The sequence below is a fragment of the Methylobacterium sp. WL8 genome, from assembly GCF_008040045.1.
Lineage (GTDB): Bacteria > Pseudomonadota > Alphaproteobacteria > Rhizobiales > Beijerinckiaceae > Methylobacterium > Methylobacterium cerastii.
This window is the reverse complement of record NZ_VRVF01000072.1, coordinates 1-25,388: the sequence shown is the minus strand read 5'-3', so window position 1 is coordinate 25,388 and position 25,388 is coordinate 1. Positions and strand designations below refer to the sequence as shown.

Sequence of the window (25,388 nt, the reverse complement as noted above, 5' to 3'; positions counted from 1 at the left end):
CTTGGGGCTTTGATTTCTGCTCCGTCCGGCGGGCGTGGCTCCGGACCACCCCCTCTCCCGGTGGGAGAGGGTCGGGGTGAGGGGCGTGCGCCGTCCGGAGAGGTCACGCCCCTCATCCTGTCCTTCTCCCCCTGGGAGAAGGGACCCGCGCTTCGCCCGGTTTCCGTCCCTGACGAGGCCCGTCACTGGCGGATCTCCATGGCGCTGCGCAGGCCGTCCGAGAACAGGTTGAACGAGATCGAGACGATGAAGATCGCCAGCCCCGGCAGCGCCGCCACCGTCGGGTTCACGTAGATCGCGGTGCGGAGCGTGTTGAGCATCAGGCCCCATTCGGGCTCGGGCGGGCGCACCCCGAGGCCGAGGAAGGACAGGCCCGAGGCCAGGATCATCGAGACCGAGATCAGGCCGGTGGAGTAGACGAAGATCGGCCCGACCACGTTGCCGAGCACCTGCACCCGCATGATCGTGAGCGCCGAGGCGCCGGACAGCCGGGCGGCGTCGATGTAGTCGCGCGCCCGGATGCCGGTGGTGACGCTCTCGGAGATCCGCGCGATCTGGGGGACGAACACGCAGGTCAGCGAGACGATGGCGTTGAAGATGCCGGCCCCGAGCGCCCCCGACAGCGCGATGGCGAGCAGCACCGAGGGGAAGGCGAAGAACACGTCGATGGTGCGCATCAGGATCGTGTTGGTCCAGCCGCCGACGTAGCCGGCCACGATCCCGATCGACGAGCCGATCACGAAGGCGATCAGCACCGGCGTCACGCCCATGAACAGCGACAGCCGCGCGCCGACCATCAGGCGGCTCAGCATGTCGCGGCCGAGCTCGTCCGAGCCGAGCCAGTAGGTCGCGTCGCCGACGGGCTTCAGGCGGCGCAGCATCGAGCCGCGATACGGGTCCATCGGCGTGATCCACGGCGACAGGATCGCGACGACCACGATGGCGAGGATCACCGCGCCGGCGGTGATCGCCACCGGGTCGCGCACCAGGCGGTGGCCAACATGGCCCCAGTAGCCGCGGGAGGCGACGAAGGCGTCGGGCTCGACTTCGGACGCCGCGGGGGCGATGCCCCCGTCGAGGGCCATGGTGGCGGCGGTGACGGGTGCTGTCATCGGATCAGGCCCGCTCGATGCGCGGATCGAGTGCGGTCTGCATCACGTCCACGAGGAGGTTGAGGGCGACGAAGAACATCGCCAGCACGAGGATCGAGCCCTGGAGCAGGGGGAGGTCGCGCTGGAAGATCGCGGCGTTGAGCAGGAAGCCGGTGCCGGGCCAGGCGAACACCGTCTCGATCAGGATCGAGCCGCCGAGCAGGTAGCCGAGCTGCAGGCCCATGATCGCGAGCGCGGTCGGCGCCGCGTTGCGGACCACGTGCTTGAACACCCCGACCTCGTCGAGGCCCTTGGCGCGCAGGGCCTCGACGAAGTCCTGGGCGAGGATGTCGGCGACGAGCGCGCGCACGGTGCGGGCGATGATGCCCATCGGGATCACCGACATCGTCACGGCGGGCAGGATGATGAAGCGCAGGTGCTCGAAGTCGGGCCGCCAGTTGCCGGAGCCGTCCGGCCCCGCCCCGGTCGGCGGCAGCCAGCCGAGGTTGGCCGAGAACACGATCACCATCACCATGCCGAGCCAGTAATGCGGCACCGAGACGCCGAAGACCGAGATCGCGGAGGCGACCCGGTCGAGGATCGAGTTGCGGTGATAGCCGGCGACGAACCCGAACAGGGTGCCGAAGGTGAAGCCGATCAGCGTCGCCACCGAGGCGAGGATCAGGCTGTTGACCACCGCGCGGGTGACCTCGCCGAGCACCGGCCGGCCGGTGGCGATCGAGACGCCGAGGTCGCCGTGCAGCACGTGCCAGAGCCAGATCGCGTACTGCACCGGCAGCGGCTTGTCGAAGCCGTAGGCGGCGCGCATCTCGTCGATGGTCGCCTGCGTCGCGTCCGCCGGCAGGATCGCGCTCAAGGGATCGCCCGGCGCGAGGTGGACCAGGAGGAAGCAGACGAGGCTCACTCCGAACGCCACCGGCGTCACGGCGACGAGGCGCTTGAGGATGTAGAGCAGCATCGGATTCGGGTTTCCTTGTTCCGATCCCAGGTCATGATGCGCGAAGCGCCCTCCCCCGCTTCAGGGGAGGGAAGAGCCGTGGTTCACTTCCCCGTCGCCATGGTGATGTTCGAAAAATCCTGGAACCAGTTCTGCGCCTGGACGAAGCCCTTCACCTTCGGGCTCATCGCCCGCGGGTTCACGTCGTGGGTGATCATGATGAACAGCGCGTCGTCGACGAACTTCTCGTGGACCTTCTCCAGCACGGCCGTCTGCTCGGCCTTGTCGAAGGTGTTGCGGACCTGGTCGAACAGCTTGTCCATCGCCGGATCGCAGTAGTAGCCCCAGTTGGTGCCGTTCGGCGGGGCGAAGTTGCACTGCAGGTGCCGGATGAAGCCGGTGAAGGGGTCCTGGATGAAGTACGAGTAGTTGATGCCCGTCACGCCGCGCGAGATGTCGGCCTTGGCGCCGGCGCGCCAGATGTTGATCAGCGTGTTCCACTCGACCACCTCGTAGTCGACCTGGATGCCGACCTCGGCGAGGTTCTGCTGCACGAACTCGTTCATCGGCAGCGGCTGCATCTGGCCCGAGCCCGAGGCCGAGATCGCGATCTTGGTCTTGAGCGGCTTGTTCGGGCCGTAGCCGGCCTCCGCCAGCAGCTTCTTGGCGGCGGCCGGATCGTACTTCACCTGGAAGGTCGGGTGGCCGAACCACTGGTGGCCGGGCGGGAAGAAGCCGGTCGCCGGCACCGCGAGGCCGCCGAGCAGCTCCTTCAGGCCGTCCCGGTCGATGGCGAGGTTGGCGGCCTTGCGCACGCGGACGTCGTTCCAGGGCGAGCCCTCGACGCGGGACAGGTGCCAGGTCCAATTGTGGGGATAGGTGTTGGTGACGATGGTGAAGCCGGCGCCCTTCAGCGAGGCGACGGCGTCGGGCGCGGGCGCCTCGATCCAGTCGACCTGGCCGGAGCGGAGCGCCGCGACGCGGGCGTTGGCCTCCGGCAGCGGCACCAGCACGAGCTTGTCGAGCTTCGGGACCCGAGCCTTGTCCCAGTACTCCTTGAAGGGGACCATCTCGGCGCGCTCGCGGGGGGCGAACAGGGTCAGCTTCCACGGGCCGGTGCCGGACGGGGTCTTGGCGAAGGCGTCCCAGGACTTGCCGAGCTTCTCCCACTGCGCGGGCGAGGACATCATCACCCAGGCGATCTGGTAGGGCAGCGTCGCGTCGGGCGCCTTGGTGACGATCTCCACGGTCGTCGGGTCGACGACCTTGTAGCTCGCGACCGCCGGGATGCGGGTGCGCCCCTGCGCCGACTGGCGCGGATCGTATTGCGGGCTGTCGTTCTTCAGCAGCTTGTCGAGGTTCCACACCACCGCGTCGGCGGTGAAGTCGGAGCCGTCGTGGAATTTCACGCCGGGCCGCAGCTTGAACGTCCACTTGGTCTTGTCGGCGGCGTCCACCGCCCAACTCTCGGCCAGCCCCGGCACGAGGTCGGAGGGCTTGGTCGCCGAGGACAGGTCCCAATTGATGAGCCCGTCATAGACCGTGTAGCCCATGAAGCGCATGCCCTCGCCGCCGTTGTCGGCTTGGCCGGTGGTCAGCGGGATGTCGGAGGCGGTCATGCCGATCCGCAGCGTGCCCTGGGCCATCGCGGCCTGGGCCGACAGCATCAGGGAGCCGGCGAAGGCCGCGCGGGCGGTGAAGGTCTTCATCGAGCGGAACGGCATGTCGGGCGGGGTTGCTCCGTGGGGCGGCCACCCGTGACCGGGCGCCGCAGAGGACGCCCGGCTCCATGCAAGCGCGCGGCCAGACCGGCCGGAAGCCCTGATTGTTTATTCAGGCGGGCGGGGCCGCCCTACCCGTCGATCAGGCTCACGTGGGCGGCGACCACCCGCCAGCCCTCGGGAAACCGCACCCAGGTCTGGCTCTGCCGGCCGACCCGCCCCGGCGCGCTCGCACGGAAGAACAGGGTCATCGCGGTGGCGAAATCGCGCCCGTAGGTGGTGATCACCGTCTCGGACAGGGTCCGCTCCAGGCCCACGGGCGAGCGCGCCCGGCGGAAGGCGCGGATCGCGTCCATGCCGTAGAGGTTCTCGCCCCCGCCGTAGCGGATGGTGCGGGGGTCGTCGCGGAACAGCGCCTCGAGCACCGGCACGTCGTTCGTCGTCAGCGCGGTTTCGTAGGCGCGGAACGCCGCCTCGACCTCGGCCTTCACCTCCCAATCGTCGATCACCATCAGACCAGCTCCGCGATCGGGGCGCGGACGGTGCCGAGCCGTTCGAGCACCCGCGCCACCCGCAAGGCCACGTCCTCGCGCCAGGGCGCGGCGATCACCTGCACCCCGAGGGGCAGCCCGCCGTCGAGCCAGACCGGCACCGCCGCCACCGGCAGGCCGATGAACGAGATCGGCTGCGTGAACACGCCGATGTTGGCCCGCACCGGCAGCGAGACGCCGTCGAGGGTGAAGTGCGTCTGGCCGCGCGGCGGCGCCCGGCACGGGGTGGACGGCGCCAGGATCACGTCCACGTCCGCGAACAGGTCGGCCACCGCGCCGCGGTACCAGCGGCGGAAGCGCTGCGCCCGCTCGACGAAGGGCGCCGGCAGCATCGCCCCGGCGATGAGGCGGTCGCGCACCGCCGGATCGAAATCCTCCGGCCGGGTCCGGAGGCGGTCGAGGTGGAGCGCCGCGCCCTCCGCCGCGGTGATCAGGTAGGCCGCCGCCCGGGCGCGGGCGGCTTCCGGGATCTCGACGACCCGCGTCGCGGACAGCGCCCGGGCCACCACCTGCACCGCCGCGAACGCCTCCGGGTCGCCGCCGCGCGCGAAGTAGCCCCCGGCCACGGCGATCCGGAGGTCGCCGAGGCCGGAATCCAGCCCCGGCAGGACCGGCTCCGCCGGACGGGCCGTCGCCACCGCGTCGTCCGGGTCGAGACCCTGCATCGCGTCGTAGGCGAGCGCCAGGTCGGCGACGCTGCGCGCCATCGGCCCGAGGTGGTCGAGGCTGTTGACGAACGGGAAGCTGCCGGCCCGGGTCAGGCGGCCGTAGGTCGGCTTCAAGCCGAAGCAGCCGCAGAAGGCCGACGGTACCCGGATCGAGCCGTTGGTGTCGGAGCCCAGCGTCAGCGGCACGAGGCCGGCGGCGATCGCCCCGCCCGAGCCGCTCGACGAGCCGCCGGTCATGTGGCCGGCCCCGTGCGGGTTGCGGCTGTCGCCGTCGTGCACGTTCTCGCCGGTGAAGTCGTAGGCGTACTCGCCCATGTTGAGCGCGCCGACGAGGATCGCGCCCGCCGCCTCCAGGCGGCGCACCAGGGCGCCGTCGCGCCCGGCCGGCGCCCGCTCGCGGTTGATCTTCGAGCCCGCCCGCGTCGGCAGGCCGGCGCAGTCGATCAGGTTCTTCACCGCGAAGGGCACGCCGGCGAGCGGCCCCGGCGGCGTGCCGGCGGCCGTCCGCGCATCGAGGGCGTCGGCCGCGGCCAGCGCCCGGTCGGCGGTCACGTCGGTGAAGGCGTTGATCGCCGGGTCGATCCGGGCGATCCGCGCCAGCGCGGCCTCGATCACGGTGCGCGCCCGGACACGCCCCTGCCCGACGCCGGCGGCGATCGAACCGGCCTCGGCCCGGCTCCAGTCGGTGCTCTGCTCCATCGCCTCAGGCCTCGAAGACCGGGGCGGCCTCGGCCTCGTCGGGCAGCGGGAAGCCGCCGACGAGGTCGGCTGCGGCGGCCAGCACCCGGAGGTTGGCCGTCACCGGCGCGACCCAGGCGGGATCGAGGCTCAAGCCGAGAAGTGCGGCGCTGGCGGAGGCGAAGGCATCGAGATCCGGCAGCGGTGCGTCGCGGGTCGTCATCGGGCATCCTCATCGAAAGGGCGTGGGCCGAGCGGGGCAGGGTCGGCGGGCAAGGGTTGCGCCAAACCCGGCGCGTAAGGGGCTTGGTATCGCGCCTGCCCATTTCGCAGGCATGATCCGATCGAGCGGATTTGCCTATTTTATAATCATTTGGCTGACGCTGCGCATCATGCGGGCGCAGATCGATCAATCGGGGCCGAGGGTCACCGGCCCGATGGCGGCGAACACGCAATCCTCCCGCGTGCCGTCCTCGTGCACGAGCATCGCGAAGGTGCCGGGGGTCGAGAGCGTCGTCAGGTGCGCGTGCCAGGCCCCGGCGCGGTAGTTGACGCCGGCATGCCCCGGGACCCGGAAGGCGCGGATCGCGGATTCGTCGGGCCGCCCGTCGCGGTCGGGCGCCACGACGACGAGGTAGGCCTCCACCGCCAGCGGCAGGAAGGCCTGGCTCGAATGGGGATGCCGCTCCAGGCGGGTCAGGGGCATCAGGCCGGCGAACGGCTCGCTGCGGATCAGGGCGAGGTTGGCGGCCACGCCCACGCGAAAGTTCTCGATCGGGCTCGCATGGTCCTGCCGCGGCCCGCTGTCCGGTGCGACCAGCAGGTCGGCGAAGGGCCGAAGGGCGGCCTCGTCCACCGGTTCGATCGGGATCGTGCGCATCGGCGGTCCTGGTTTCACGGCTTTCCGGCGCCGCGCCGAGGGGGCACGGCGGGCGCCGGCTTCAAGCGGGATTCGGGCCGGATCCCGCGGGCGGGGTTGACGGCGGCCCCGGCCGCGTCCTTGCGTCGAGGGAGCCTGGCGACCACCCGAGCAGATCCGTTGACCGATTCCCGCGACCCTGCCTACCCCCGCGACCTCGTCGGCTACGGCCGCAACCCGCCTCGGGCCGACTGGCCGGGCGAGGCCCGCGTCGCGGTGCAGATCGTGCTGAACTACGAGGAGGGCGCCGAGAACTGCATCCTGCACGGCGACCCCGCGTCCGAGGCGTTCCTGTCCGAGATCGTCGGCGCGCAGCCCTGGCCGGGGCAGCGCCACATGAACATGGAATCGCTCTACGAGTACGGCTCGCGCGCCGGGTTCTGGCGGCTGTGGCGGCTGTTCACGGCCCGCGGGATACCCGTCACCGTGTTCGGCGTGGCGCATGCGCTGATGCGCAACCCGGAGGCCGTCGCGGCGATGCGGGAGGCCGAGTGGGAGATCGCCAGCCACGGCCTCAAGTGGATCGACATGCGCGACGCCTCCCGCGCGGACGAGGCGGCGGCGATGGACGAGGCGATCCGCATCCACGCGGCGGTGACGGGGACGAGGCCCGAGGGCTGGTACACCGGCCGCTCCTCGGTCCACACCCTGGAGCTCGGCCTGGAGCGCGGCTTCACCTACCTGTCGGATTCCTACGCCGACGACCTGCCCTACTGGCTGACGCAGGCCGGGCGCAACGGCCTCGTGGTGCCCTACACCCTCGACGCCAACGACATGCGGTTCGCCAGCCTCCAGGGCTTCAATTCCGGCGACCAGTTCTTCGCCTACCTCCGCGACAGCTTCGACGTGCTCTACGCCGAGGGTGCGACGGCGCCCAAGATGATGTCGGTCGGCCTGCATTGCCGCCTCGTCGGCCGGCCGGGGCGGATGGCGGCGCTCGCCCGCTTCCTCGACCACGTCGCCGCCCACGACCGCGTCTGGCTCGCCCGCCGCCTCGACGTCGCCCGCCACTGGATCGCCCGCCATCCGGCGCCGTGACGGCCCGGTTCGTGCTCCCCCGCCGGGAAAGCCCCCCTTCGAGAGACAGCCCATGACGACGACCACCATCGACGGCCGCACCCTCACCGCAGCGGACGTGCTCGCGGTCGCCCGCCCCGACGCCGCCGGCCACCGCGCCGAGGCGGTCCTGGACGAGGGCGCGCGAAAGAACCTCGTCGGCGCGCGGGACTACATCGACGCGCACTTCATGACCGACGACGCGCCGCTGATGTATTCGTTCAACACCGGCGTCGGCCTGTTCAAGGACCAGCGCGTGCGCATGGACGAGATGCAGGCCTACCAGCGGCTCACCGTCTACGCCCACGCCACCGGCATGGGCGAGCCGTTCGACGCGGAGGCGGTGCGCGCCACCATGCTGCTGCGCGCCAACGCCTTCGCCTCGAACTTCTCCGGGCCGCGCGTCGCCGTCGTCGACCGGCTGCTCGCCTGCCTGAACGCCGGGATCGTGCCGGTGATCCCGTCCAAGGGTTCGGTCGGGGCGTCGGGCGACCTCGCGCCGCTGGCACACCTGGCCGGGGCGATCTGCGGGTTCGCGGAGGCCGAGGCCTATTACGAGGGCCGCCGCATGCCGGCCCGCGAGGCGCTGACGCTGGCGGGCCTTCCGGCCGAATTCCCCCTGGAGGCCAAGGACGCCTCGGCTCTGATCAACGGCTCCACCGTGTCGCTCGCCGTCGGCGTGCTGGCGCTCGAGGACATGAAGCGGGTGCTGAAGGCCGCCGAGGTCGCGCTCGCCCTGACGCTCGAGGCGTTGCGGGCGGAGAAGGCCGCCTTCGATCCCCGCGTCCACGCCGCCCGCCCGCACAAGGGCCAGGCGGCCTCGGCCCGCAACGTGCTGCGGATGATCGGCGATTCCGAGCGCTGCACCGAAGGCGCCCGCGTCACGGTGTTCCCCGACGAGGCCCGCGCGCCCGGCCAAGCCCCGCCGCCGCGGGTGCAGGACGTGTACTCGCTGCGCTGCGCGCCGCAGGTGCACGGGCCGGTGCGCGAGGCGCTGGCCTACGTCGACGGCATCATGGGCACCGAGATCAACGCGGCCACCGACAACCCGCTGATCTTCGCCGACGGGGCCGACCACTACACCTGCATCTCGGCCGGGCACTTCCACGGCGCCTACGTGGCGCAGGCGATGGACCTGCTCGCCATCACCGCCACCGACCTCGGCTCGATCTCGGAGCGGCGGCTCGCGCGCCTCGTCGACCCGACCATGAGCTACGGCCTGCCGCGCAACCTGCTCGCCGGCAAGAAGGGCCTCAACACGGGCTTCGCCACCGTGCAATGCACGATGTCGGCCCTCGTCATGGAGAACCGGACCCTGTCGATGCCCGGCTCGGTCGACTCGATCCCCGGCAAGTCGAACGCCGAGGACCACGTCTCGAACTCGACCTGGTGCGCGCGCAAGGCCCGCACCATCGTCGCCAACGTCGAGACCATCGTCGCCGGCGAGATCCTGATGGCCTGCCAGGCGCTCTCCCTCGTTGCCGACGTGGCCCGGGAGCATCCCCTCGGCTCCGGCACCCAGGCGGCGCTGGACGCGGTGCGCAAGGTCATCGCCCCGGCCCTGTCCGGCGACCGCTGGTACCAGAGCGAGATGGAGGCCGCGCTCGCTCTGGTGCGCTCGGGGGCGGTGGTCGCGGCGGTGGAGGCCGCGGTCGGCCCGCTGGAATAGGCCCCGCGGCCCGCGACCGCATCGGCGCCACAATCGGGTCGCTGGATCGGGCGGGAACGAGGGGGATTCGATCGTGCGCCCTGCCCTTGGCGCGTCCTGTCTGACGCTCGCGACGCTCCTGGCCGTCGCGCCGGTCGCAGCCCGCGCGGCGCCGGCGACCGACGCCGCACTTCGCGACGCCGCCTTCCTCGATGCCCTGACCTGGGGCGTCTCGCCCGCGAGCCATGCGGAGCTGCGCGCCAAGGGCCGCGAGCGCTGGCTCAAGGAGCAGCTTCATCCCCTCGTAAGCCCGCGCCTGCCGGAGGCCGCCCAGGCGCAGGTCGACGCGCTCGCGCCGAAGGGCACGCTGATCGAGCGGATCTCCGCCTTCGACGCGCAGGCGAAGGCCGCCAACGCCGAGCCCGACCCGGAGGCGCGCAAGGCCGCGCAGCAGGCCTACCAGGCGGCGCTGTCGGCCACGGCCCGGGACGCCGCCGCGGCGACGATCCTGCGGGCGCTGGCGAGCCCCGACCAGCTGCGCGAGCGCATGACCTGGTTCTGGCTCAACCGCTTCAACGTCCACCAGGGCAAGGCGAACCTGCGGGCGATGGTCGGCGACTACGTCGACGCGGCGATCCGCCCGCACGCGCTGGGCCGCTTCCGCGACCTGCTGGAGGCGACCCTGCGGCACCCGGCGATGCTGCGCTACCTCGACAACGCCGACAACGCCGCCGGCCATCTCAACGAGAACTACGCCCGCGAGCTGATGGAGCTGCACACAATGGGCGTCGGCTCCGGCTACACGCAGGGCGACGTCGAGGCGCTGGCCCGCATCCTCACGGGCGTCGGCATCGACGCCCGCCCCGAGGACCCGAAGCTGAAGCCGGAACGGCAGGCCGACCTCGTCCGCGCCGGCCTGTTCGAATTCAACCCGAACCGCCACGATTACGGTGACAAGGTCTTCCTCGGCCACGCGATCCGCGGCCGCGGCTGGCCGGAGGTCGTCGAGGCCCTCGACCTGATCGCCCGCGCGCCCGCCACCGCGCGGGCCGTGTCGGCGGCGCTCGCGACCTATGTCCTGGGGGCCCCGCCCCCGGACGCCCTGGTGGCGCGGCTGGCGCAGGTCTTCACCCGCAGCGACGGCGACATCGCCGCCGTGCTCGACGCGCTGGTCCACGCGCCCGAGTTCGCGGCCTCCCTCGGGGGCGGGTTCAAGGACCCGGTCCGGTACGTGCTCTCGGCCGTGCGCCTCGCCTACGACGACCGGACGATCCGCAACACCCTGCCGGTCCAGGGCTGGCTCAACCGCCTCGGCGAGGGCCTGTTCAACCGCTCGACGCCGGACGGCTACCCGCTCGGCGCCGCCGCCTGGAACGGGCCGGGGCAGATGACGACGCGCTTCGAGATCGCCCGGCAGATCGGGTCGGGCTCCGCCGGCCTGTTCAAGCCGGCCCCCGGCCTGCCCGACGAGCCGGCCTTCCCGCTCCTCCAGAACGGGCCGTACTTCTCGACCCTGTCGGCGACGCTGGGCGCCCCGACCCGGGACGCCCTCGCCCGCGCCGTCTCCCCGCAGGACTGGAACACCCTGTTCCTGTCCGCCCCCGAATTCATGCGCTGAAGGCCGCCCATGGACCCGCGCGACCCGCACCGCCGCCACCTGATCCGAGCCTCCCTCGCGCTCGGGCTCGCGACCGTCGCCGGCCGGGTCTGGGCCGCGCCGAAGGCGGATGCGCGCCTGCTCGTGGTGTTCCTGCGGGGCGCCTACGACGCGGCCAACGTCGTGATCCCGACGGGCGGCGACTTCTACTACCGCGCCCGGCCGACCCTCGCGGTGGCGCGGCCAAACCCGGCCAACCCCGCGGCGGCCCTGGCGCTCGACGCCGACTGGAGCCTGCACCCGAGCTTGCGCGACACGATCCTGCCGCTCTACGCGAAGGGGCAGGCCGCCTTCGTGCCGTTTTCGGGCACCGACGACCTCACGCGCAGCCATTTCGAGACCCAGGACACGATCGAGCTCGGGCAGACGGTCGGCGCCGCCCGCGACTACAATTCGGGCTTCATGGCGCGGCTCGCCGCCGAGCTGACGCGGGTGCGGCCGATCGCCTTCACCGAGCAGATCCCGCTGATCTTCCGCGGGCCTGAGACGGTGCCCAACATCGCGATCAACGGGGTCGCCAAGCCCGGCGTCGACGCGCGCCAGGCCGGGCTGATCACGGCGATGTACCGCGACACGCCGCTTGGCGCGGCGGTGGCCGAGGGGTTCCGCGTGCGCGACGCGGTCTACCAGTCGGTCTCGGAGCATCAGGCCGAGGCGGATCGCGGCGCCGTCTCGCCGAAGGGCTTCGAGCTCTCGGCCCGGCGCATCGGCCGGCTGATGCGCGAACAGTTCAACCTCGGCTTCGTCGACGTCGGCGGCTGGGACACGCACGTGAACCAGGGCGCGGCCACCGGCTACCTCGCCGACCGGATCGGCGAGCTCGGCCGCGGCCTGTCGGGCTTCGTCGAGGAGGTCGGCCCCGTCTGGACCGACACGGTGGTGGTCGTGCTCTCCGAGTTCGGCCGCACCTTCCGCGAGAACGGCAACCGCGGCACCGATCACGGGCACGGCAGCGTCTACTGGGTGCTGGGCGGCGGGGTTCGCGGCGGCCGCATCGCCGGGCCGCAGGTGCGGTCCGACGAGGCGCACCTGTTCCAGAACCGGGATCACCCGGTGCTCACCGACTACCGCAGCCTGCTCGCCGGGCTGCTGCGGCGCCTCTACGGGCTCGATCCGGCGAGCCTCCGGCGGGTGTTCGCGGACGCGGCGCCGGCCGACCTCGGGCTGGTCTGATCCGCGGCGCTATCCCGCCCGCTGCGCCAGGAACCCGCGAACCGTCCCGAGCAGCACCCGGGTCCCGGCCTCGATGTCGGGCAGGCTCGCGAACTCGGCCGGGTTGTGGCTGACGCCGCCGCGGCAGCGCACGAAGACCATGGCGATCGGCGCGATCGCCGCCACCGCCATGCCGTCGTGGCCGGCCCCGCTCGGCAGCGACAGGACGGGATGGCCCTCGGCGACGATCGCCGCCTCGACCAGCGCCGTCATGCCCGGGTCGCAGGGCACCGCCTCCGCCTCGTGCAGGAGGGCGATGCCGAAGCCGAGCCGGCGGCGGAGCGCGATGCGCTTGCAGGCGCCGTCGATGTCCGCGAGGGCGGCGTGCCGCTGCGCGTCGTCGGGCGCGCGCAGGTCCAGGCTGAACTTGGCCTGGCCCGGGATGGTGTTGACCGCGCCGGGCAGCGCCTGGATGCGCCCGACGGTGCCGACGAGGTGTTCCTCGCCGCGGCAGCGCGCCTCGATCGCCAGGATGCATTCGGCGGCGCCCGCGAGCGCGTCGCGGCGTTCGGTCATGGCGACGGTGCCGGCGTGGCCGGCTTCGCCCGACAGGGTGATCTCCAGGCGGCTCGCCCCGCTGATCGCTGTGACGAGGCCGACGGGCAGCCCCTCGCGCTCCAGCATCGGCCCCTGCTCGATGTGGAGCTCGACGTAGCCGAGGATCTCGTCCGGGCGCCGCGCTGCGCCCGGCACCGCCTTCGGGTCGAGGCCGTATTCGCGCATCGCGGCGGCGAGCGTCGTGCCGGCGGAATCGAGGGTGCGGAGCGCCGCCGGGTCGAGATGGCCGGCGAAGGCCCGGCTGCCGGTGAGGGTGGCGGCGAAGCGCACGCCCTCCTCGTCGGCGAAGCCCACCACCTCGATCGCGACCGGCGGAGGGCCTTCGCGCAGCAGCGCCGCGACGCAAGCGATCCCGGCGACGACGCCGAGCGGCCCGTCGTAGGGGCCGGCGTTGCGCACGGTGTCGAGGTGCGAGCCGATCACCAGGGCCGGGCCGCCGGGCTCGCGGCCCTCGACGCGGCCGATCAGGTTGCCGACGGCGTCGCGGTGCACCCGCATCCCGGCCTCCTGCATCCAGCCGGCGACCAGGGCCTCGGCCCGCGCCTGCTCGGGGGTGAGGTAGAGGCGGGTGATCGCGCCGGGCTCGGCGCTGATCTGGGCCAGCGCGTCGAGCCGCCGCTGGATGCGGGGGGCGAACGCCTGCCGGGTCGGGGCCTCCACGGATCAGGCCTTCGGCGCGTTGGCGAGGGTCAGCACCGTCTGCAGCAGCACGTCGGCGCCGGCGGCGCAGTCGGCCGGCGTCGCCGACTCCGACTCGTTGTGGCTGACGCCGTCCTTGCACGGCACGAAGATCATCGCGGTCGGGACCCGGCCCGCGAGGTTGCAGGCGTCGTGCCCGGCGCCCGAGACCATGCGGCGGCGCGAAAGGCCCAGGCTTTCGGCCGCGGCATCCACCGCCGCGATCACGCCCGGATCGAACGGCACCGGCTCCTTGCGCCAGATCCGCGCGAGGTCGACGGCGAGGTTTCGCCGTTCGGCGATCGCGGGGAGGCTCGCGCGCAGCTCCGCCTCGATCGCGTCGAGGACCTCCGATTTCGGGTCGCGCACGTCGAGGGTGAAGCGCACCAGCCCCGGCACCACGTTGCGGGAGGGGGCGCCGATCACGGCCTCGCCGACGGTCGCGACGGCGGTGGGCGCGTGCGCGCGTGCGATCCGCTCGACCGCGAGCGCGATCTCGGCCAGCCCGAGCAGCGCGTCGCGGCGGCGCGGCATCGGCGTGGTGCCGGCATGCGCCTCGAAGCCGGTGATCGTGCCGTCGAACCAGGCGATGCCCTGCCCGCCCTCGACCACGCCGACGGTCAGGCCCTCGGCCTCCAGGATCGGCCCCTGCTCGATGTGCAGTTCGACGAAGGCGCCGATCGCCTGGTCGCCCACGGCGTCGGTCCCGCGATAGCCGATCGCGTCGAGCGCATCGCCGACGGTGATGCCGGCCGCGTCGGTCTTGTCCAGGATCTCGTCGGTGGTGAAGTCGCCGGCATAGGCGGCGGACGCCATCATCGCGGGGGCGAAGCGCGAGCCCTCCTCGTTGGTCCAGTTGACCAGCAGCAGCGGCGCCTCGGTCTCGATGCCGGCGTCGTTCAGGGCGCGCATCGCCTCCAGCCCGGCCAGCACGCCGAGGATGCCGTCGAAGCGGCCACCGGTCGGCTGGGTGTCGAGGTGCGAGCCGAAGGCGACGGGCAGGCGGCTCGCGTCGCGCCCGGGCCGCAGGGCGTACTGGGTGCCGAGGGCGTCGACCCGCACCGTGAGCCCTGCAGCCTGGCAGGCGTCCCGGAACCAGTCGCGGACCTGGCCGTCCTCCGGCGACAGGGTGAGGCGGTTGAGCCCGCCGGCCGGCGTCGCGCCGAACCGCGCCGTCTCCGCGATCGTCGCCCACAGGCGCGAGCCGTCGACGCGCAGGTTATGGGTCTTCGCCGTGCCGGCCATCCTGGCCTCCGTGTTCGCGTGTGTGTCTCGTGTCACGATGCCCGCGTGACGGCCCGGCGGCCGGCAAGGATCGTGCCCGTCCGGCCGCCGCCCGGGATCACGGCACCGGGCGGCGCACCGGCGAGGCGCCGAGCAGCGCGTCGCCGTCGACGCCGAGCGCGGCGGCGATCTCGGCCAGCGCCACCGCCTCGATGCCGCTGATCCCGTCCTGGTCGGCGACGTCGGCCGCGATCAGGAAGACGTTTTCGCGAAGCGCTTGCGCCCGGTCGGCGAGCGCCGACGCGTGGCGCAGGTTCTCCGCCCGGCCCGCCCGCGTCCGGGCGCGGGCGATCCCGTCGTAGAGCTCGGCCTCGAGCATCAGGGTGTCGTAGCCCTTCTCGAGGATCGGGTTGGCCTTGAGGCCGGCCAAAGCCGTCTCGAACTCGGCGCCGGCCACCTCGCCGTCGGCGACGATGACGTTGGCGGCGGCCGAGACCGCCGCCAGCATCAAGCCCTTGTCGCCGGCATAGGCCGTCACCGCCTGGGTCAGGCGGCCGAAGATGTCTTTCAGGAAGCTCATGGGAACCGGGTCTTTGGGGTCGCCGATGCGTCGGGGGGATAACAGAACCCGGGCGGTCCGTGTTGCACCGATGACGGCCCGCGTCGAACGGACATGATCGAGAAAAACGCAGGCGCGATGATGCCCCGTCGCCCGGCCTCCCGGTCCGGATGCCGGCCGACCGTCGGGCCGGGCGCGCCTACCCCCAACGGGCGCGCCCGGCCCGCATGGTCCGGCCTCGTCGAGGTGCCGTGGGCCGGCCGCTTCAGCGCCAGAACGGCTTGAGGTCGGTCAGAGCGCCGTGGGCCTCGGCCGCGCCCGCGAGCAGGTCGCCTGCCTTCGCCTCGGCGTCGGCGGTGGCGAGGCCCGCGGCGAACAGGGCCTGGCCGTCGAGGGCGTCCGGCTTGGGGCCGGACTCGTCGGCGAGGCCGGCCATCACCGCGTGCGCGGTGGCGAGGTCGTTGAGGCCGCCGAGGTGGTCCTGAAGGTCGGACAGCGCGGCGGCGAACGCCTTGTGGCGCCGACGCGCCTTCCGGCCGCCGTAGAGGCCCGCGAAGAACTCGGCACCGTAGCGCAGCTTCTTGCCGGCGATGCGCACGCGATGGCGCGCCTCCGGGTCGAGCCGTTCGATGTGCCGGCCGCGCTTGGCGATCCGCCGGCGCAGGCGCTCCAGCACCTCCGTGGCGAGCTCGCGGGCAGGCGCGTCGCGGAGCTTGCCCGCGCCCTCCCGCCACGGGCCGACCTCGATCCAGGCGAGCAGGTCGAGGAGCAGGCCGCGCCATTCGGGCGAGGCCAGGATCGCGCCGACGGCGTCGTGCGCCCGGTCGCGCTCGGTCTCCAGGCGCTCGCGCAGGGCGACGAGCCCCGGCTCGTCCGGCCGCCGGGCGATCTCCTCGGGCAGGGTGCTCTCGAGGAACACGTCGAGGTTGCGCGCCCGGCCGAACGGCTCGGTGACGCGCTTGATCTCGTCGCCGAGCGCGGTCGCGCGGTCGTCGCCCGCCAGCATCGGCCGGAACAGCCAGAGCGCGGTGCGCAGCCGCCGCAGGGCCACCCGCATCTGGTGCAGCGCCTCCGGGTCGCGGGCGTGCCGCCAGACGTCCTCGTTCAGGCGCAGGTGCCGCAGGCACCCGAGCGCGATGTGGCGGAAGGCCTCGCCGCCGGTCGCGTCCTTCGGCAGCGGCGACATGTCGGACTTGCTCGGCCGTGCGGCCTTGCCGTCGCGCAGGGCGAAGCCGCGGGCGCTCTTGGACAGCACGCCGACGCGCAGCGGCACCGTCTCGGCGAGCGCCTGGGCCAGCGCGAACAGGTCGGCGGGGTTGCCGGATTCGAGCTCCAGCTCGAGCTCGCACAGGGGCGCGTCGCCCTTTTCCGTCTCGACCCGGCCCTCGTCGAGGGTCGCCGCGATCCGCGAGGCGCCGTAGGTCACCGGCCGGACCGAGCGCATCACCACGGTTCGGAACTGCGCCACCAGCGCCGGCGCCTTCGCCTCGGCGATGAGGTCGGCCACCGGCGTGCCGGCGAAGGCCGACGGATCGGGCGCCTCGCCGGCGACCGGGCTCTCCCATTCCGCCCGGTCGAACAGTCCGGCCGCGCCCGAGCCCGCCTTCACCGTCTGGACGAAGGTGTCCCCCGTCCGCCGCACCCGAAGCGTCAGGTCGGCGGCGCGCAGCGCCCCGTCCTCGGTGTCGTAATAGGTCGCCGCGAGAAGCTTCGGCTCGGAGGCTCCGGCTTCGCCGTGCCCGTCAGCTTGCCCTTCACCGTGCCCCTGCAGGAGCGGGTGCGCGCCGAGGGCGGCGAGGTCGGGGCCCGTGCAGTCCAGCTTCAGCTCGATCTCGCGCGGCGTGTCCATGTAGCGTGTCGTCCGTTGGTTTCGGGCCGTAGCCCCGTCACCGCGAGAACGCACCGGACTCTGCTCCGATCCGTCGCGGTCCGCAGCCCTGTAGCACGCGCGGGGCCAGGGTGCCGCACCCCGCGCCGCATCCGCGAAGTTCGCCCTTGGTGGCGCCTGCGCTTCGTGCAAAAGCCTGATGCGATAACCTATCGTGCGCAATCGACTGCGGTGGGGTCCTGCCCGGCGGGCGCGTCGCGGGATCAGGTGGCGCGACGTGGCCGTTCATGGGAACGGCTTGCATGTCCGGTGCGTGCGCGGCCATGTCGTCGGACGAACGCCGCGCGGCGGCAGCGATTTTGGAAGCACGCCCGGTCGGGACGGTGACGAGCAAGCGATGAAGACACTCCTCGTCGGCGTGATCGGACATGTCGATCACGGCAAGACCGCGCTGGTCCGGGCGCTCACCGGCATCGAGACCGACCGGTTGAAGGAAGAGAAGGCCCGCGGCGTCTCGATCGTGCCGGGTTTCGCCCTCCTCGCGCCCGAGGGGCGTGACGGCGAGATCGACCTCGTCGACCTGCCCGGCCACGAGCGCTTCGTCCGCGCGATGATCTCGGGCGCCACCGGCATGGGCGCGGTGCTGCTGGCGGTCGACGCCAACGAGGGCATCAAGCCCCAGACCCTCGAACACCTCGAGATCGCCCGGCTGATCGGCGTGCGCCGCGGGGTCGTCGCGCTCACCAAGTCCGACCTCGTCGCGCCGGAGCGGCTGGCGGAGCGCGCGGCCGAGGTCGCGGCGGCGGCCACGCGGGCGGGCCTCGAGGCGCCGGCCGTCGTCGCGACCTCGACGCTGACCGGCGCCGGCCTGCCCGCCCTGTCCGAGGCGCTGGCGGCCCTCCTCGACGAGGCTCCGCCGCGGGCCGACGACGGCTTCCCCTACCTGCCGGTGGACCGGGTGTTCTCGCGGGCGGGCTTCGGCACGGTGGTCACCGGCACGCTCCGGCGCGGGCGCCTCTCCGTCGGCGACGCGGTCGCGATCGTGCCGGGCGGCGCCACGGCGACGGTGCGCGGCCTGCAGATCCACGGCCGCGCCGTGACGACGGCCGAGCCCGGTCGCCGGACGGCGGTGGCCCTGCGCGGCGTCGGCCTGTCCGACATCGCCCGGGGGCAGGCACTCGCGCCGCCGGACCTCCTGGCGTCGTCGCGCTGGCTCGACGTTTCGCTCATCGCGAGCCCGGGCGGCGACCCGCTTCCCGGAGGCACGGCCCTGCGGCTGCTGTTCGGCACCAGCGAGGTCGGCGCGCGCCTGCGCCTCCTCGACCGCGACGCGCTGGAGCCCGGCGCGACGGCGCCGGCGCAGCTCCACCTCGACGCCGCCGTCACCGTGCCGGCGCGCGAGCCGTTCATCCTGCGCCGCGATTCACCCGCGACCACGGTGGCCGGCGGGCGGGTGCTCGATCCCGAAAGCCGCCGCCGCAAACGCCACGACCCCCGCGTGCTCGCCGACCTCGCGGCGCTTGCCGAAGGCGGGCCGGCCGAGGCTCTGGCGATCCGCCTCGCGCAAGCGGGGGCGGCCGGCGCCGCCTTGGGCGACCTCGCCCGCGTCGGCGGCGCGGCGCCCGACCGGGTGCGGGCGCTGCTGCCGTCGCTCGGCGCCCGCGAGGTCGGCGAGCGCATCCTCGGCGGACCGGCCTTCGCGAGCCTTCGCGACGCGATCCTGGCGGTGCTGGACGGGCACCATCGCGACCAGCCGATGGAGCACGGCCTGCCGGTCGAGCGGATCGTCAGGGCGCTCGGACTCGCCGAGCCGGTGGCCGCCGCGGCGCTGCGCGACCTCGTCGCCACCGGCGACGTCGCATCAGGGGGCACTCAGGGCGCCGCCCTCTTCCGCCGCGCAGGGTTCAACCCGGCCCGCAACGAGAGCGAGGTCGCCCGGCGCCTCGAGGCCCTGTTCCGCCAAGCCGGCCTCACGCCGCCCGACGAGGCGGAGGCGGTCGGGCGCGACGTGCGCCGCCGCGAGGCGCTGACCTACCTCGTCGGCGCCGGCACGGTGATCCGCGCCGTCGACCGGGTGCAGCGCCGCGCCGTGCTGTTCCACAAGGCGGCGGTGGAGGAGGCGCGGGCCAAGCTCCGCGCCACCTTCCCCGAGGCGACCGGCCCGGAATCCGGCTTCCTCGCCCGCGAGGCCGGAGCGGCGCTCGGGATCTCGCGAAAGTTCTCGATCCCGCTGTTGGAGCACCTCGACGCCACCGGCTTCACCCGCCGGGCCGGCGACCGGCGGGTGATCGTCGGGTAGGCCCTCGCCGGGGCTTGGCCGTCTCGGCGGGCGATCGGAAGCGGCCGCGCCGCGGCGGGTCCGGCGATCGCGTCGGCGAGGGATGCGGTGTCCTGGGCGATGCCGGAGGAGCGGACCGAGCCCCGGTCCAGAGCAGGAGCATGCCGACGACGGAGAGGCCGTCCACGGCAGCGACGCGGTGCTGATGCACCGGCCGCCGCGCGGTCGAGGCCGGTTCCGCCGGACCGCTCCGCGAGCCGCCGGTGCGGCGTCGCGTGCCGGAACTCGCATGCCCCGGCTGCCATTCCACTCCTATCCCGAGGCGGCGCGACCGCGCGCCGCCTGCCGCTCACGCTTCTCCGGATAGACCTTCATGCAGCTTCTTCGACGCGACCTCGCCGCGGCCGCCATCCTCCTCCTCGGGACCGTCTCCGGCCATGCCCAAGGCAAGCCCCTTACCCAAGGCAAGCCCCTGCCCGCGCCGTCGAGCTCCGTGATGCCGCCGGTCGAGCTGACGATCACCGCCGAGAACGGCAAGCCGGTCTGCGCCCCGGCGGAGCTGCGCCTGCCCGCCAACACCGACGTCGCCCTGCACGTGGTCAGCCACGCCGACACGCCGGTGACGATCACCGCGGACGGCCTGTTCGAGAACGGCCACGTGCTCCACGCCGACGGCGACCTCGTGCACGTCGCCAGCGAGAAGGGCTACCTGGTCAAGCGCGACGGCCAGGGCACCCTGCGCGTGCGGACGCTCGAGGCCGGAAACCACGACTTCGCCTGCACCAGCACCGCCAACAAGAACGCGCCGTTCGTGGGCAAGCTCGTGCTCACGCCGCCGGCGAACTGACCGAGTCGGGCGGCAGGGCGCGGGCGGGCGGAGACGGCATCACCGGAATTCAGCCTTAATTTTGCGTTACGAATTCAATCGGAATTCAACAGGTGTTGCAGACGGGACCTTTCGATCGGTCCCGTAGGATCGTATTCGATCCCTGCTAGCCCGAACGCTCCGATGGTGCCCGTGCCGAACACCGTGTCCGCCCGCCGCGTCACGAAACCCCTGCGGGGCTTGATTCGCGGCGTCGCGCTGCTCACCGGGCTGTTCGTCCTGCCGAGCGCGGTGCTCGCCTACGCCGACCTCCTCCCGGCTCCGTTCGATTTCGGCTTCCACGACGCGGGCGCCGAGATCGACCTGCCGCACGTCGCCCGGCAGATCGCCATCGGCGCGCCGCTGCGCATCGTCGCCTTCGGCTCGTCCTCCACCGAGGGCATCGGCGCCAGCACGCCGGCCAACGCCTACCCCGCCCGCCTGCAGGCGGACCTGCGCGCCGCCCTGCCGAGCGTCGCCGCCAGCATCACGGTGCTGAACCGCGGCATCGGCGGCGAGCACGTCGACGACATGCTGCGCCGCCTCGACCGCGACGTGATCGCCGCCGAGCCGCAGCTCGTGATCTGGCAGACCGGCAGCAACGACCCCCTTCGCGGCGTGTCCATCGAGCATTTCCGCGAGGCGACGGTGAGCGCCGTGCGCCGCATGCAGGAGGCCGGCATCGACGTGGTTCTGATGGAGCCGCAATGGTGCCCGAAGCTCGACGCCACCCCCGGCTCCGACCGCTTCCGCGACGCCGTGCGCGAGATCGGCGACGAACTCGACGTGCCGGTGATCCGCCGCGCCGACCTGATGCGCGGCTGGATCCGCGACGGCAAGCTGACCCACAACCAGCTCTTCTCCGCCGACGGCCTCCACATGGCCGACCGCGGCTACGCGATGCTCGCCAAGGCGGCAGCCGCCGCGATCATCGAGGATGCCGGCCGCGTCCAGGTCACCGAGGCGGTCGCCGAGTAAGGGCGGAGCTTCAGCGCTTCGGGTCGCCGCCCGGCCTGCCGACCCGATCCCATTGCGCCTTCGCCTCGGCCGCCGGCTTCGTCAGCAGCACTTTGCCGTCCACCGTGCCGATCCACGCGATCGGGATGACGTGAGGCCGCCCGCCCGCATCCCGGTCGGTCCCGGCCAGGACGATGGTCCCGTCCTCGACCGTGTCGACCGTGCCCACATGCGCCCCGTCCGCGCCGACCACCTCCATGTGCGCGGTGACGCGGGCGGCTCCCGCCACCGGCGTGGTCTGCGCGAAGGCCGCGGGCGCGAGCAGGATCGCCGCGGCAGAAGCCAAGGCTCGGCAGGCGGCGGTTCGGCGAGGGGAGGCCTGTAAACGGTCCCGCATGGGCGATCTCCTTCGATGCGTCGCGGTCGGCGTCCCTCCCAACCGCCCGCGCCCCGGCGCGTTTCCCCGTTTCCGCGCCGGCCGCGGCAGCCCCTGGCTCGCGGCTTGCCCGTGGGCCTTCGTGTCGAGGGCCGTTCCCGGCTAAAGCCCTTGGCGAGTGCCCGGACACGGGTTCGTCGCCGAAGCCTGTCATGAGGCGCGGCGACCGGCAGGACGCCGCAGGAACGGGGTGGGAATGGACGGGCCGGAACGTATCGCGATCCTCGGCGTGCCGACCGAGGTCGGCACCAGCGAGCCCGGCTCCGTGATGGGCCCGGCCGCCCTGCGCACCGCCGGCCTCGTCCGCACCCTGCGCGACCTCGGCCACGCGGTGGCCGACCACGGCGACGTGGTGCCCGACGGGCCGGCCGACGCCGTCGGCAGGCCGGCCGTCGCCGCCTGGACCCGCGCGCTCGCCCGGCGGGTCGAGGCCGCGCTCTATGCGGGCGACTTGCCCGTGGTCCTCGGCGGCGACCACAGCCTGTCGCTCGGGACCGTGGAGGGGGCGATGCGCCACTGCGCGCGGACCGGCCGGCCGCTCTTCGTGCTCTGGCTCGACGCGCATGCCGACTTCAACACCCCCGAGACCTCGCCGTCGGGGAACCTGCACGGCATGCCCCTGGCGGCGCTCTGCGGCGAGCCCGGCTTGTCCGACCTGTTCGCCGACCCCGGCCGCCCCGCCCTCGACCCGACCCGCGTCCACCTGTTCGGCCTGCGCTCGATCGATGCCGGCGAGCGGGCGCTCGTGGCCGCGCGGAACGTCGAGGTCACCGACATGCGCCACATCGACGAGTTCGGCGTGGTGGCGCCGCTCCGGCGCAGCCTGGAGCGGGTCGCGGCGGCCTCGGGCCACCTGCATGTCAGCTTCGACATCGACTTCCTCGATCCCGGCCTCGCGCCGGCCGTCGGCACCACGGTGCCCGGCGGGGCGACGTTCCGCGAGGCGCACCTGATCATGGAGATGCTGCACGATTCCGGCCTCGTCGGCTCGCTCGACGTGGTCGAGCTCAACCCGTTCCTGGACGAGCGCGGCCGCAGCGCCCGCGTGCTGGTGGAACTGGTCGCCAGCCTGTTCGGCCGCCGCATCCTCGACCGCCCGACCCCGCCGATCGCCGCGGTGCCGGCGCCCGCGACGCGCGGATGAGCGAGGGCCAGGCCCGACCCGACCCTGCGGGCGCCGCCGCGCCGGGCGCGGCCAGCCCGCCCTTGCGCCAGCGCTCGGTCGGCCGGGTGATGCTGCGCGTCGCGGCCGACGGGGTGGGGACGGCGACGCGGGTCGCGGACCTTGCCGAATCCGGCCCCTCGCGCCTGCGCTTCCCGCGCGCGCATGGCGGCACCCCCGAGGCGATCCTGGTCAACACCGCCGGCGGCATCGCCTGCGGCGACGACTTCGCGGTCGCGGTCGCGCTGGAGGCCGGCGCCGACCTCGTCATGACCACGACCGCTGCGGAGAAGGTCTACCGCTCGGACGGGCCGGTGAGCGGAATCGCGAACCGCGTCGACCTCGGCCCGGGCGCCCGGCTCGCCTGGCTGCCGCAGGAGACGATCCTGTTCGACCGCGCCCGCCTGCGGCGCCGCTTCGAGGCCGACCTCGCGCCCGATGCCGGGCTACTGGTGTTCGAGGCCGTGGCCTTCGGCCGTGCCGCCCGCGGCGAGCGGGTGGAGGCGGGGCTGTTCGAGGACGTCTGGCGCATCCGGCGGGCCGGGCGCCTCGTCTACGCCGACAGCCTCCGCCTCGACGGCCCGATCGCCGCCCGCCTCGCGCGGCCCGCGATCGGCGGCGGCGCCGGGGCCTGCGCCACGTTGCTCGACCTTTCCCCCGGGGCGGAGGCGCGCCTGGACGAGGTTCGCGGCCTGCTGGCGGAAGGCGGCGCGAACGACGGCGCCGGCGTCGAGGCCGGCGCGAGCGCCTGGAACGGCCACCTCGCGATCCGGCTGCTCGCCGCCGATCTCGGGCCGCTGCGCGCCCTCGCCGCCCGCCTGCTCGTGCGCTACCGCGGCGTCCCGCTGCCGCGGGTGTGGCAGGCCTGAGGTTCGCGAGCTGTCGATCGCCAGCGATCGAGGGCGTCAGAAACCAAGGCCAGGGCTTTCGAGCGATTGCCCTGAGATACCGCCTCGCGGGCGTTGCTCAGCGCCCGCCTCGTCTGCTAGAGACCCCTCACCCCGCGCCGGCCGCCCGGCACGGGATCTTGCGGGCGCCCCGTTTCGACGGCGGCGCCGGAGCGACGAGGCCTCGTGGCGGAGTGGTTACGCAGAGGACTGCAAATCCTTGCACCCCGGTTCGATTCCGGGCGAGGCCTCCATCGCACGACCCCGCGACCGTCGTTTCCCGATCGATCCTTCCCTTCGCGATCCACCGCCTGCGCCATGCGTCTCGCGCGCCGCGAGCGGCCGTCCGCCCGCGTTCCGCGGTCTGGCGCCCTCCCCGGCACGGGTCCGTGTGGCCCGGGCGCAACGCCGCCGCCGCGGGTTCCTGCGCGCCGCCCTGCGCGCCGCCCGCGAAATGCGAAACATCCGCCCGAGGCCCTTGCGCCCCGCAACGGCGCTGTGTAGAGCACCCCCCGTGATCCCCGATAGCTCAGTTGGTAGAGCAGGCGACTGTTAATCGCCTTGTCGCAGGTTCGAGTCCTGCTCGGGGAGCCATCACCTTTCCAAGCCATTCCCCGGATTGATCTTTTCGCCCTGAACCCCGCACCGGGTCAGGTGGTGCGGGGATAGACATTCGAGCTTCGGCCCGTTCCGCGATCCGTTCGGCGAGTTTTGTGCGGTTGGCGCCGCGCACGTAGGTCGCGCTTTCCCGGCTCCCCTCCGCCCATCCGAACCAGGCGTTCAGCTCCGCTTCCGTGGCCCCCTCCTCCGCTGCGCGCCGCGCACCCGCCTTGCGCAGGCCGTGGGCGGCACCCGGCACGCCCGCCAGCCGGCATGCCTCGCGGAACCAGTTGCCGAAACTCTCCTTCGTCATGGGCCGGCCGCGCTCGCCCGCGATGAACGTGAGTCGCCGATTGGTCCGGCATCGAGCGTCATCGCCAGCGCCGGCAGCACCCGGATCGAAACCTCCTGGCTAGTCTTCTGGGTCGCGAGGCGCAGGACGCCGTTGCGCAGATGCGGCCGCCCGATCCGAGCGGCGTCGCCGCGGCGCAGGCCCGTGTAGAGCAGGACGTCGAGGGCGACGCGCTCGCGTGTCCCGAGCGGCCATCGCCCCTCGAAGCGCGCCACCTCCTCCTCGGTCCACGTGTGGAAGCCGTTGCGATCGTTCGGGCCGCCCAGCAGCTTCACCGCATGCGTCGGGTCGCTGGTAGCGTGCCCGTTCTCGACGGCCCACGCGAAGAGACCGCGCATCGTCTTGAGCCAGTTGTTGGCGCCGTGCGGCTTCTCGCGCCGGCGCTCCATGCCTTCCTGGATCGATCGCTTATTGATCGCCGAGACCGGCTCGTGGCCGGCGATCGCGACCGCGGCCTTCAGGATGCCGCTGCGTTGGCCGCGGGTGGCGACGGACAGATCCTTCGTCCACGCGCTGTGGACCATGTACCGCTCGATCAGCCACTTCAGCGTGCCGGCGCCTGAGGCAGGCGCGACCGCTTCAACCAGGGTCCGCCCGTCGACCGCCGCCCGGTACTCTTCCCAGAATGCCGTCGACCCATACTCGGCTCGAAGCCGAATCCTCGGCCCGGCGCCGCGCCGCACGTACCAGACCACGCTGCCGTGACGGCTCGTCTCGCGAAGCAGGAAGGGTGGGCGCGGGCGGCGTGGGGTCGTGTCCCAGGCGGTGGTGTAGCTGAGGGGTGGTCATCGGCGGTTGCCGGGTAGGGTCGGGTTGCGACGACCAACCCCGAACCCGAGAGACCC

Annotated in this window: 21 protein-coding genes, 2 tRNA genes and 1 pseudogene; 11 read left to right on the top strand and 13 right to left on the bottom strand. The window is 73.2% G+C overall.

From position 1 onward, the window contains the following. Positions 1 to 182: 182 nt before the first annotated feature. From FV234_RS20795 to FV234_RS20765, 7 genes are all read right to left on the bottom strand, one after another. A complete protein-coding gene (locus FV234_RS20795; RefSeq protein WP_147754529.1) occupies positions 183 to 1,112 on the bottom strand; it encodes an ABC transporter permease in 930 nt (309 codons plus the stop codon). A gap of 4 nt (positions 1,113 to 1,116) precedes the next feature. Then, positions 1,117 to 2,070 carry an ABC transporter permease gene (locus FV234_RS20790; protein ID WP_147754528.1) on the bottom strand — a complete coding sequence of 318 codons (954 nt, stop codon included), beginning with the start codon at positions 2,068 to 2,070 and terminating at the stop codon, positions 1,117 to 1,119. Positions 2,071 to 2,153: 83 nt separating this feature from the next. After that, entirely contained in the window at positions 2,154 to 3,773 is a 1,620-nt protein-coding gene (locus FV234_RS20785) for an ABC transporter substrate-binding protein (RefSeq protein WP_147831379.1), read from the bottom strand. A gap of 128 nt (positions 3,774 to 3,901) precedes the next feature. After that, positions 3,902 to 4,282, bottom strand: coding sequence for an oxalurate catabolism protein HpxZ (gene hpxZ, locus FV234_RS20780; RefSeq protein ID WP_147764366.1), 381 nt, complete (start codon positions 4,280 to 4,282; stop codon positions 3,902 to 3,904). Beyond that, the gene (locus tag FV234_RS20775; protein WP_147831377.1) at positions 4,282 to 5,688 is read right to left on the bottom strand and encodes an AtzE family amidohydrolase; all 1,407 of its coding nucleotides are present in this window, start codon (positions 5,686 to 5,688) and stop codon (positions 4,282 to 4,284) included. The genes hpxZ and FV234_RS20775 overlap by 1 nt, the downstream gene beginning before the upstream one ends. Before the next feature lie 4 nt (positions 5,689 to 5,692). Next, positions 5,693 to 5,890 carry a DUF4089 domain-containing protein gene (locus FV234_RS20770; RefSeq protein ID WP_147753853.1) on the bottom strand — a complete coding sequence of 66 codons (198 nt, stop codon included), beginning with the start codon at positions 5,888 to 5,890 and terminating at the stop codon, positions 5,693 to 5,695. Positions 5,891 to 6,076: 186 nt separating this feature from the next. Beyond that, positions 6,077 to 6,547 (bottom strand): ureidoglycolate lyase, encoded by a 471-nt coding sequence (locus FV234_RS20765; protein WP_147831375.1) that lies wholly within the window; start codon positions 6,545 to 6,547, stop codon positions 6,077 to 6,079. 159 nt (positions 6,548 to 6,706) lie between these two features. On the opposite strand from FV234_RS20765, the pseudogene puuE reads away from it, so the two are divergent. The 4 genes and pseudogenes from puuE to FV234_RS20745 form a co-directional block, all read left to right on the top strand. Beyond that, a pseudogene (gene puuE, locus FV234_RS20760) lies at positions 6,707 to 7,618 on the top strand (allantoinase PuuE); the annotation flags it as partial. 58 nt (positions 7,619 to 7,676) lie between these two features. Beyond that, complete coding sequence (locus tag FV234_RS20755) at positions 7,677 to 9,311, top strand: aromatic amino acid ammonia-lyase (RefSeq protein ID WP_147753850.1); 1,635 nt, start codon at positions 7,677 to 7,679, stop codon at positions 9,309 to 9,311. 118 nt (positions 9,312 to 9,429) lie between these two features. Next, entirely contained in the window at positions 9,430 to 10,908 is a 1,479-nt protein-coding gene (locus tag FV234_RS20750; RefSeq protein ID WP_246686257.1) for a DUF1800 domain-containing protein, read from the top strand. Between the two features lie 9 nt (positions 10,909 to 10,917). Then, positions 10,918 to 12,120, top strand: coding sequence for a DUF1501 domain-containing protein (locus FV234_RS20745; protein WP_147831369.1), 1,203 nt, complete (start codon positions 10,918 to 10,920; stop codon positions 12,118 to 12,120). Between the two features lie 9 nt (positions 12,121 to 12,129). Here the strand turns inward: FV234_RS20745 and FV234_RS20740 are convergent, their stop codons facing one another. The 4 genes from FV234_RS20740 to FV234_RS20725 form a co-directional block, all read right to left on the bottom strand. Continuing rightward, on the bottom strand, positions 12,130 to 13,377 hold the full coding sequence (locus FV234_RS20740) for an allantoate amidohydrolase (protein ID WP_147831367.1): 1,248 nt from the start codon (positions 13,375 to 13,377) through the stop codon (positions 12,130 to 12,132). Positions 13,378 to 13,380: 3 nt separating this feature from the next. Then, positions 13,381 to 14,640 carry a Zn-dependent hydrolase gene (locus FV234_RS20735; RefSeq protein ID WP_147831365.1) on the bottom strand — a complete coding sequence of 420 codons (1,260 nt, stop codon included), beginning with the start codon at positions 14,638 to 14,640 and terminating at the stop codon, positions 13,381 to 13,383. 97 nt (positions 14,641 to 14,737) lie between these two features. Continuing rightward, a complete protein-coding gene (locus FV234_RS20730) occupies positions 14,738 to 15,199 on the bottom strand; it encodes a Tellurite resistance protein TerB (RefSeq protein WP_147831363.1) in 462 nt (153 codons plus the stop codon). Positions 15,200 to 15,443: 244 nt separating this feature from the next. Beyond that, positions 15,444 to 17,027 (bottom strand): CYTH and CHAD domain-containing protein, encoded by a 1,584-nt coding sequence (locus tag FV234_RS20725; protein ID WP_147831361.1) that lies wholly within the window; start codon positions 17,025 to 17,027, stop codon positions 15,444 to 15,446. Positions 17,028 to 17,403: 376 nt separating this feature from the next. Here FV234_RS20725 and selB point away from each other — a divergent pair, with 376 nt between their 5' ends. The 3 genes from selB (at position 17,404) to FV234_RS20710 (ending at position 21,127) form a co-directional block, all read left to right on the top strand. Further along, positions 17,404 to 19,305, top strand: coding sequence for a selenocysteine-specific translation elongation factor (selB, locus tag FV234_RS20720; protein ID WP_147831359.1), 1,902 nt, complete (start codon positions 17,404 to 17,406; stop codon positions 19,303 to 19,305). A 352-nt stretch (positions 19,306 to 19,657) separates the two neighbouring features. Beyond that, positions 19,658 to 20,131 (top strand): anaerobic typically selenocysteine-containing protein, encoded by a 474-nt coding sequence (locus FV234_RS20715; RefSeq protein ID WP_147754561.1) that lies wholly within the window; start codon positions 19,658 to 19,660, stop codon positions 20,129 to 20,131. A gap of 210 nt (positions 20,132 to 20,341) precedes the next feature. After that, positions 20,342 to 21,127: a GDSL-type esterase/lipase family protein gene (locus FV234_RS20710; RefSeq protein WP_238272316.1), complete on the top strand. Its 786-nt coding sequence runs from the start codon at positions 20,342 to 20,344 to the stop codon at positions 21,125 to 21,127. Between the two features lie 10 nt (positions 21,128 to 21,137). Here the strand turns inward: FV234_RS20710 and FV234_RS20705 are convergent, their stop codons facing one another. Beyond that, positions 21,138 to 21,452: a DUF2171 domain-containing protein gene (locus FV234_RS20705; RefSeq protein WP_246686256.1), complete on the bottom strand. Its 315-nt coding sequence runs from the start codon at positions 21,450 to 21,452 to the stop codon at positions 21,138 to 21,140. 286 nt (positions 21,453 to 21,738) lie between these two features. Between FV234_RS20705 and rocF the strand changes: the two genes are divergently transcribed. The 4 genes from rocF to FV234_RS20685 all read left to right on the top strand — a co-directional run bounded on the left by rocF (position 21,739) and on the right by FV234_RS20685 (position 24,185). Next, complete coding sequence (gene rocF / locus FV234_RS20700) at positions 21,739 to 22,686, top strand: arginase (protein ID WP_147754563.1); 948 nt, start codon at positions 21,739 to 21,741, stop codon at positions 22,684 to 22,686. A gap of 89 nt (positions 22,687 to 22,775) precedes the next feature. Next, positions 22,776 to 23,573: an urease accessory protein UreD gene (locus FV234_RS20695; protein ID WP_238272317.1), complete on the top strand. Its 798-nt coding sequence runs from the start codon at positions 22,776 to 22,778 to the stop codon at positions 23,571 to 23,573. A 198-nt stretch (positions 23,574 to 23,771) separates the two neighbouring features. Next, positions 23,772 to 23,845: transfer RNA gene (locus tag FV234_RS20690), tRNA-Cys, on the top strand. Positions 23,846 to 24,109: 264 nt separating this feature from the next. After that, a tRNA-Asn gene (locus FV234_RS20685) sits at positions 24,110 to 24,185 on the top strand. Between the two features lie 315 nt (positions 24,186 to 24,500). On the opposite strand, the gene FV234_RS20680 is transcribed toward FV234_RS20685, so the two are convergent. Further along, the gene (locus FV234_RS20680; RefSeq protein ID WP_187273748.1) at positions 24,501 to 25,238 is read right to left on the bottom strand and encodes a hypothetical protein; all 738 of its coding nucleotides are present in this window, start codon (positions 25,236 to 25,238) and stop codon (positions 24,501 to 24,503) included. Positions 25,239 to 25,388: the final 150 nt, after the last annotated feature.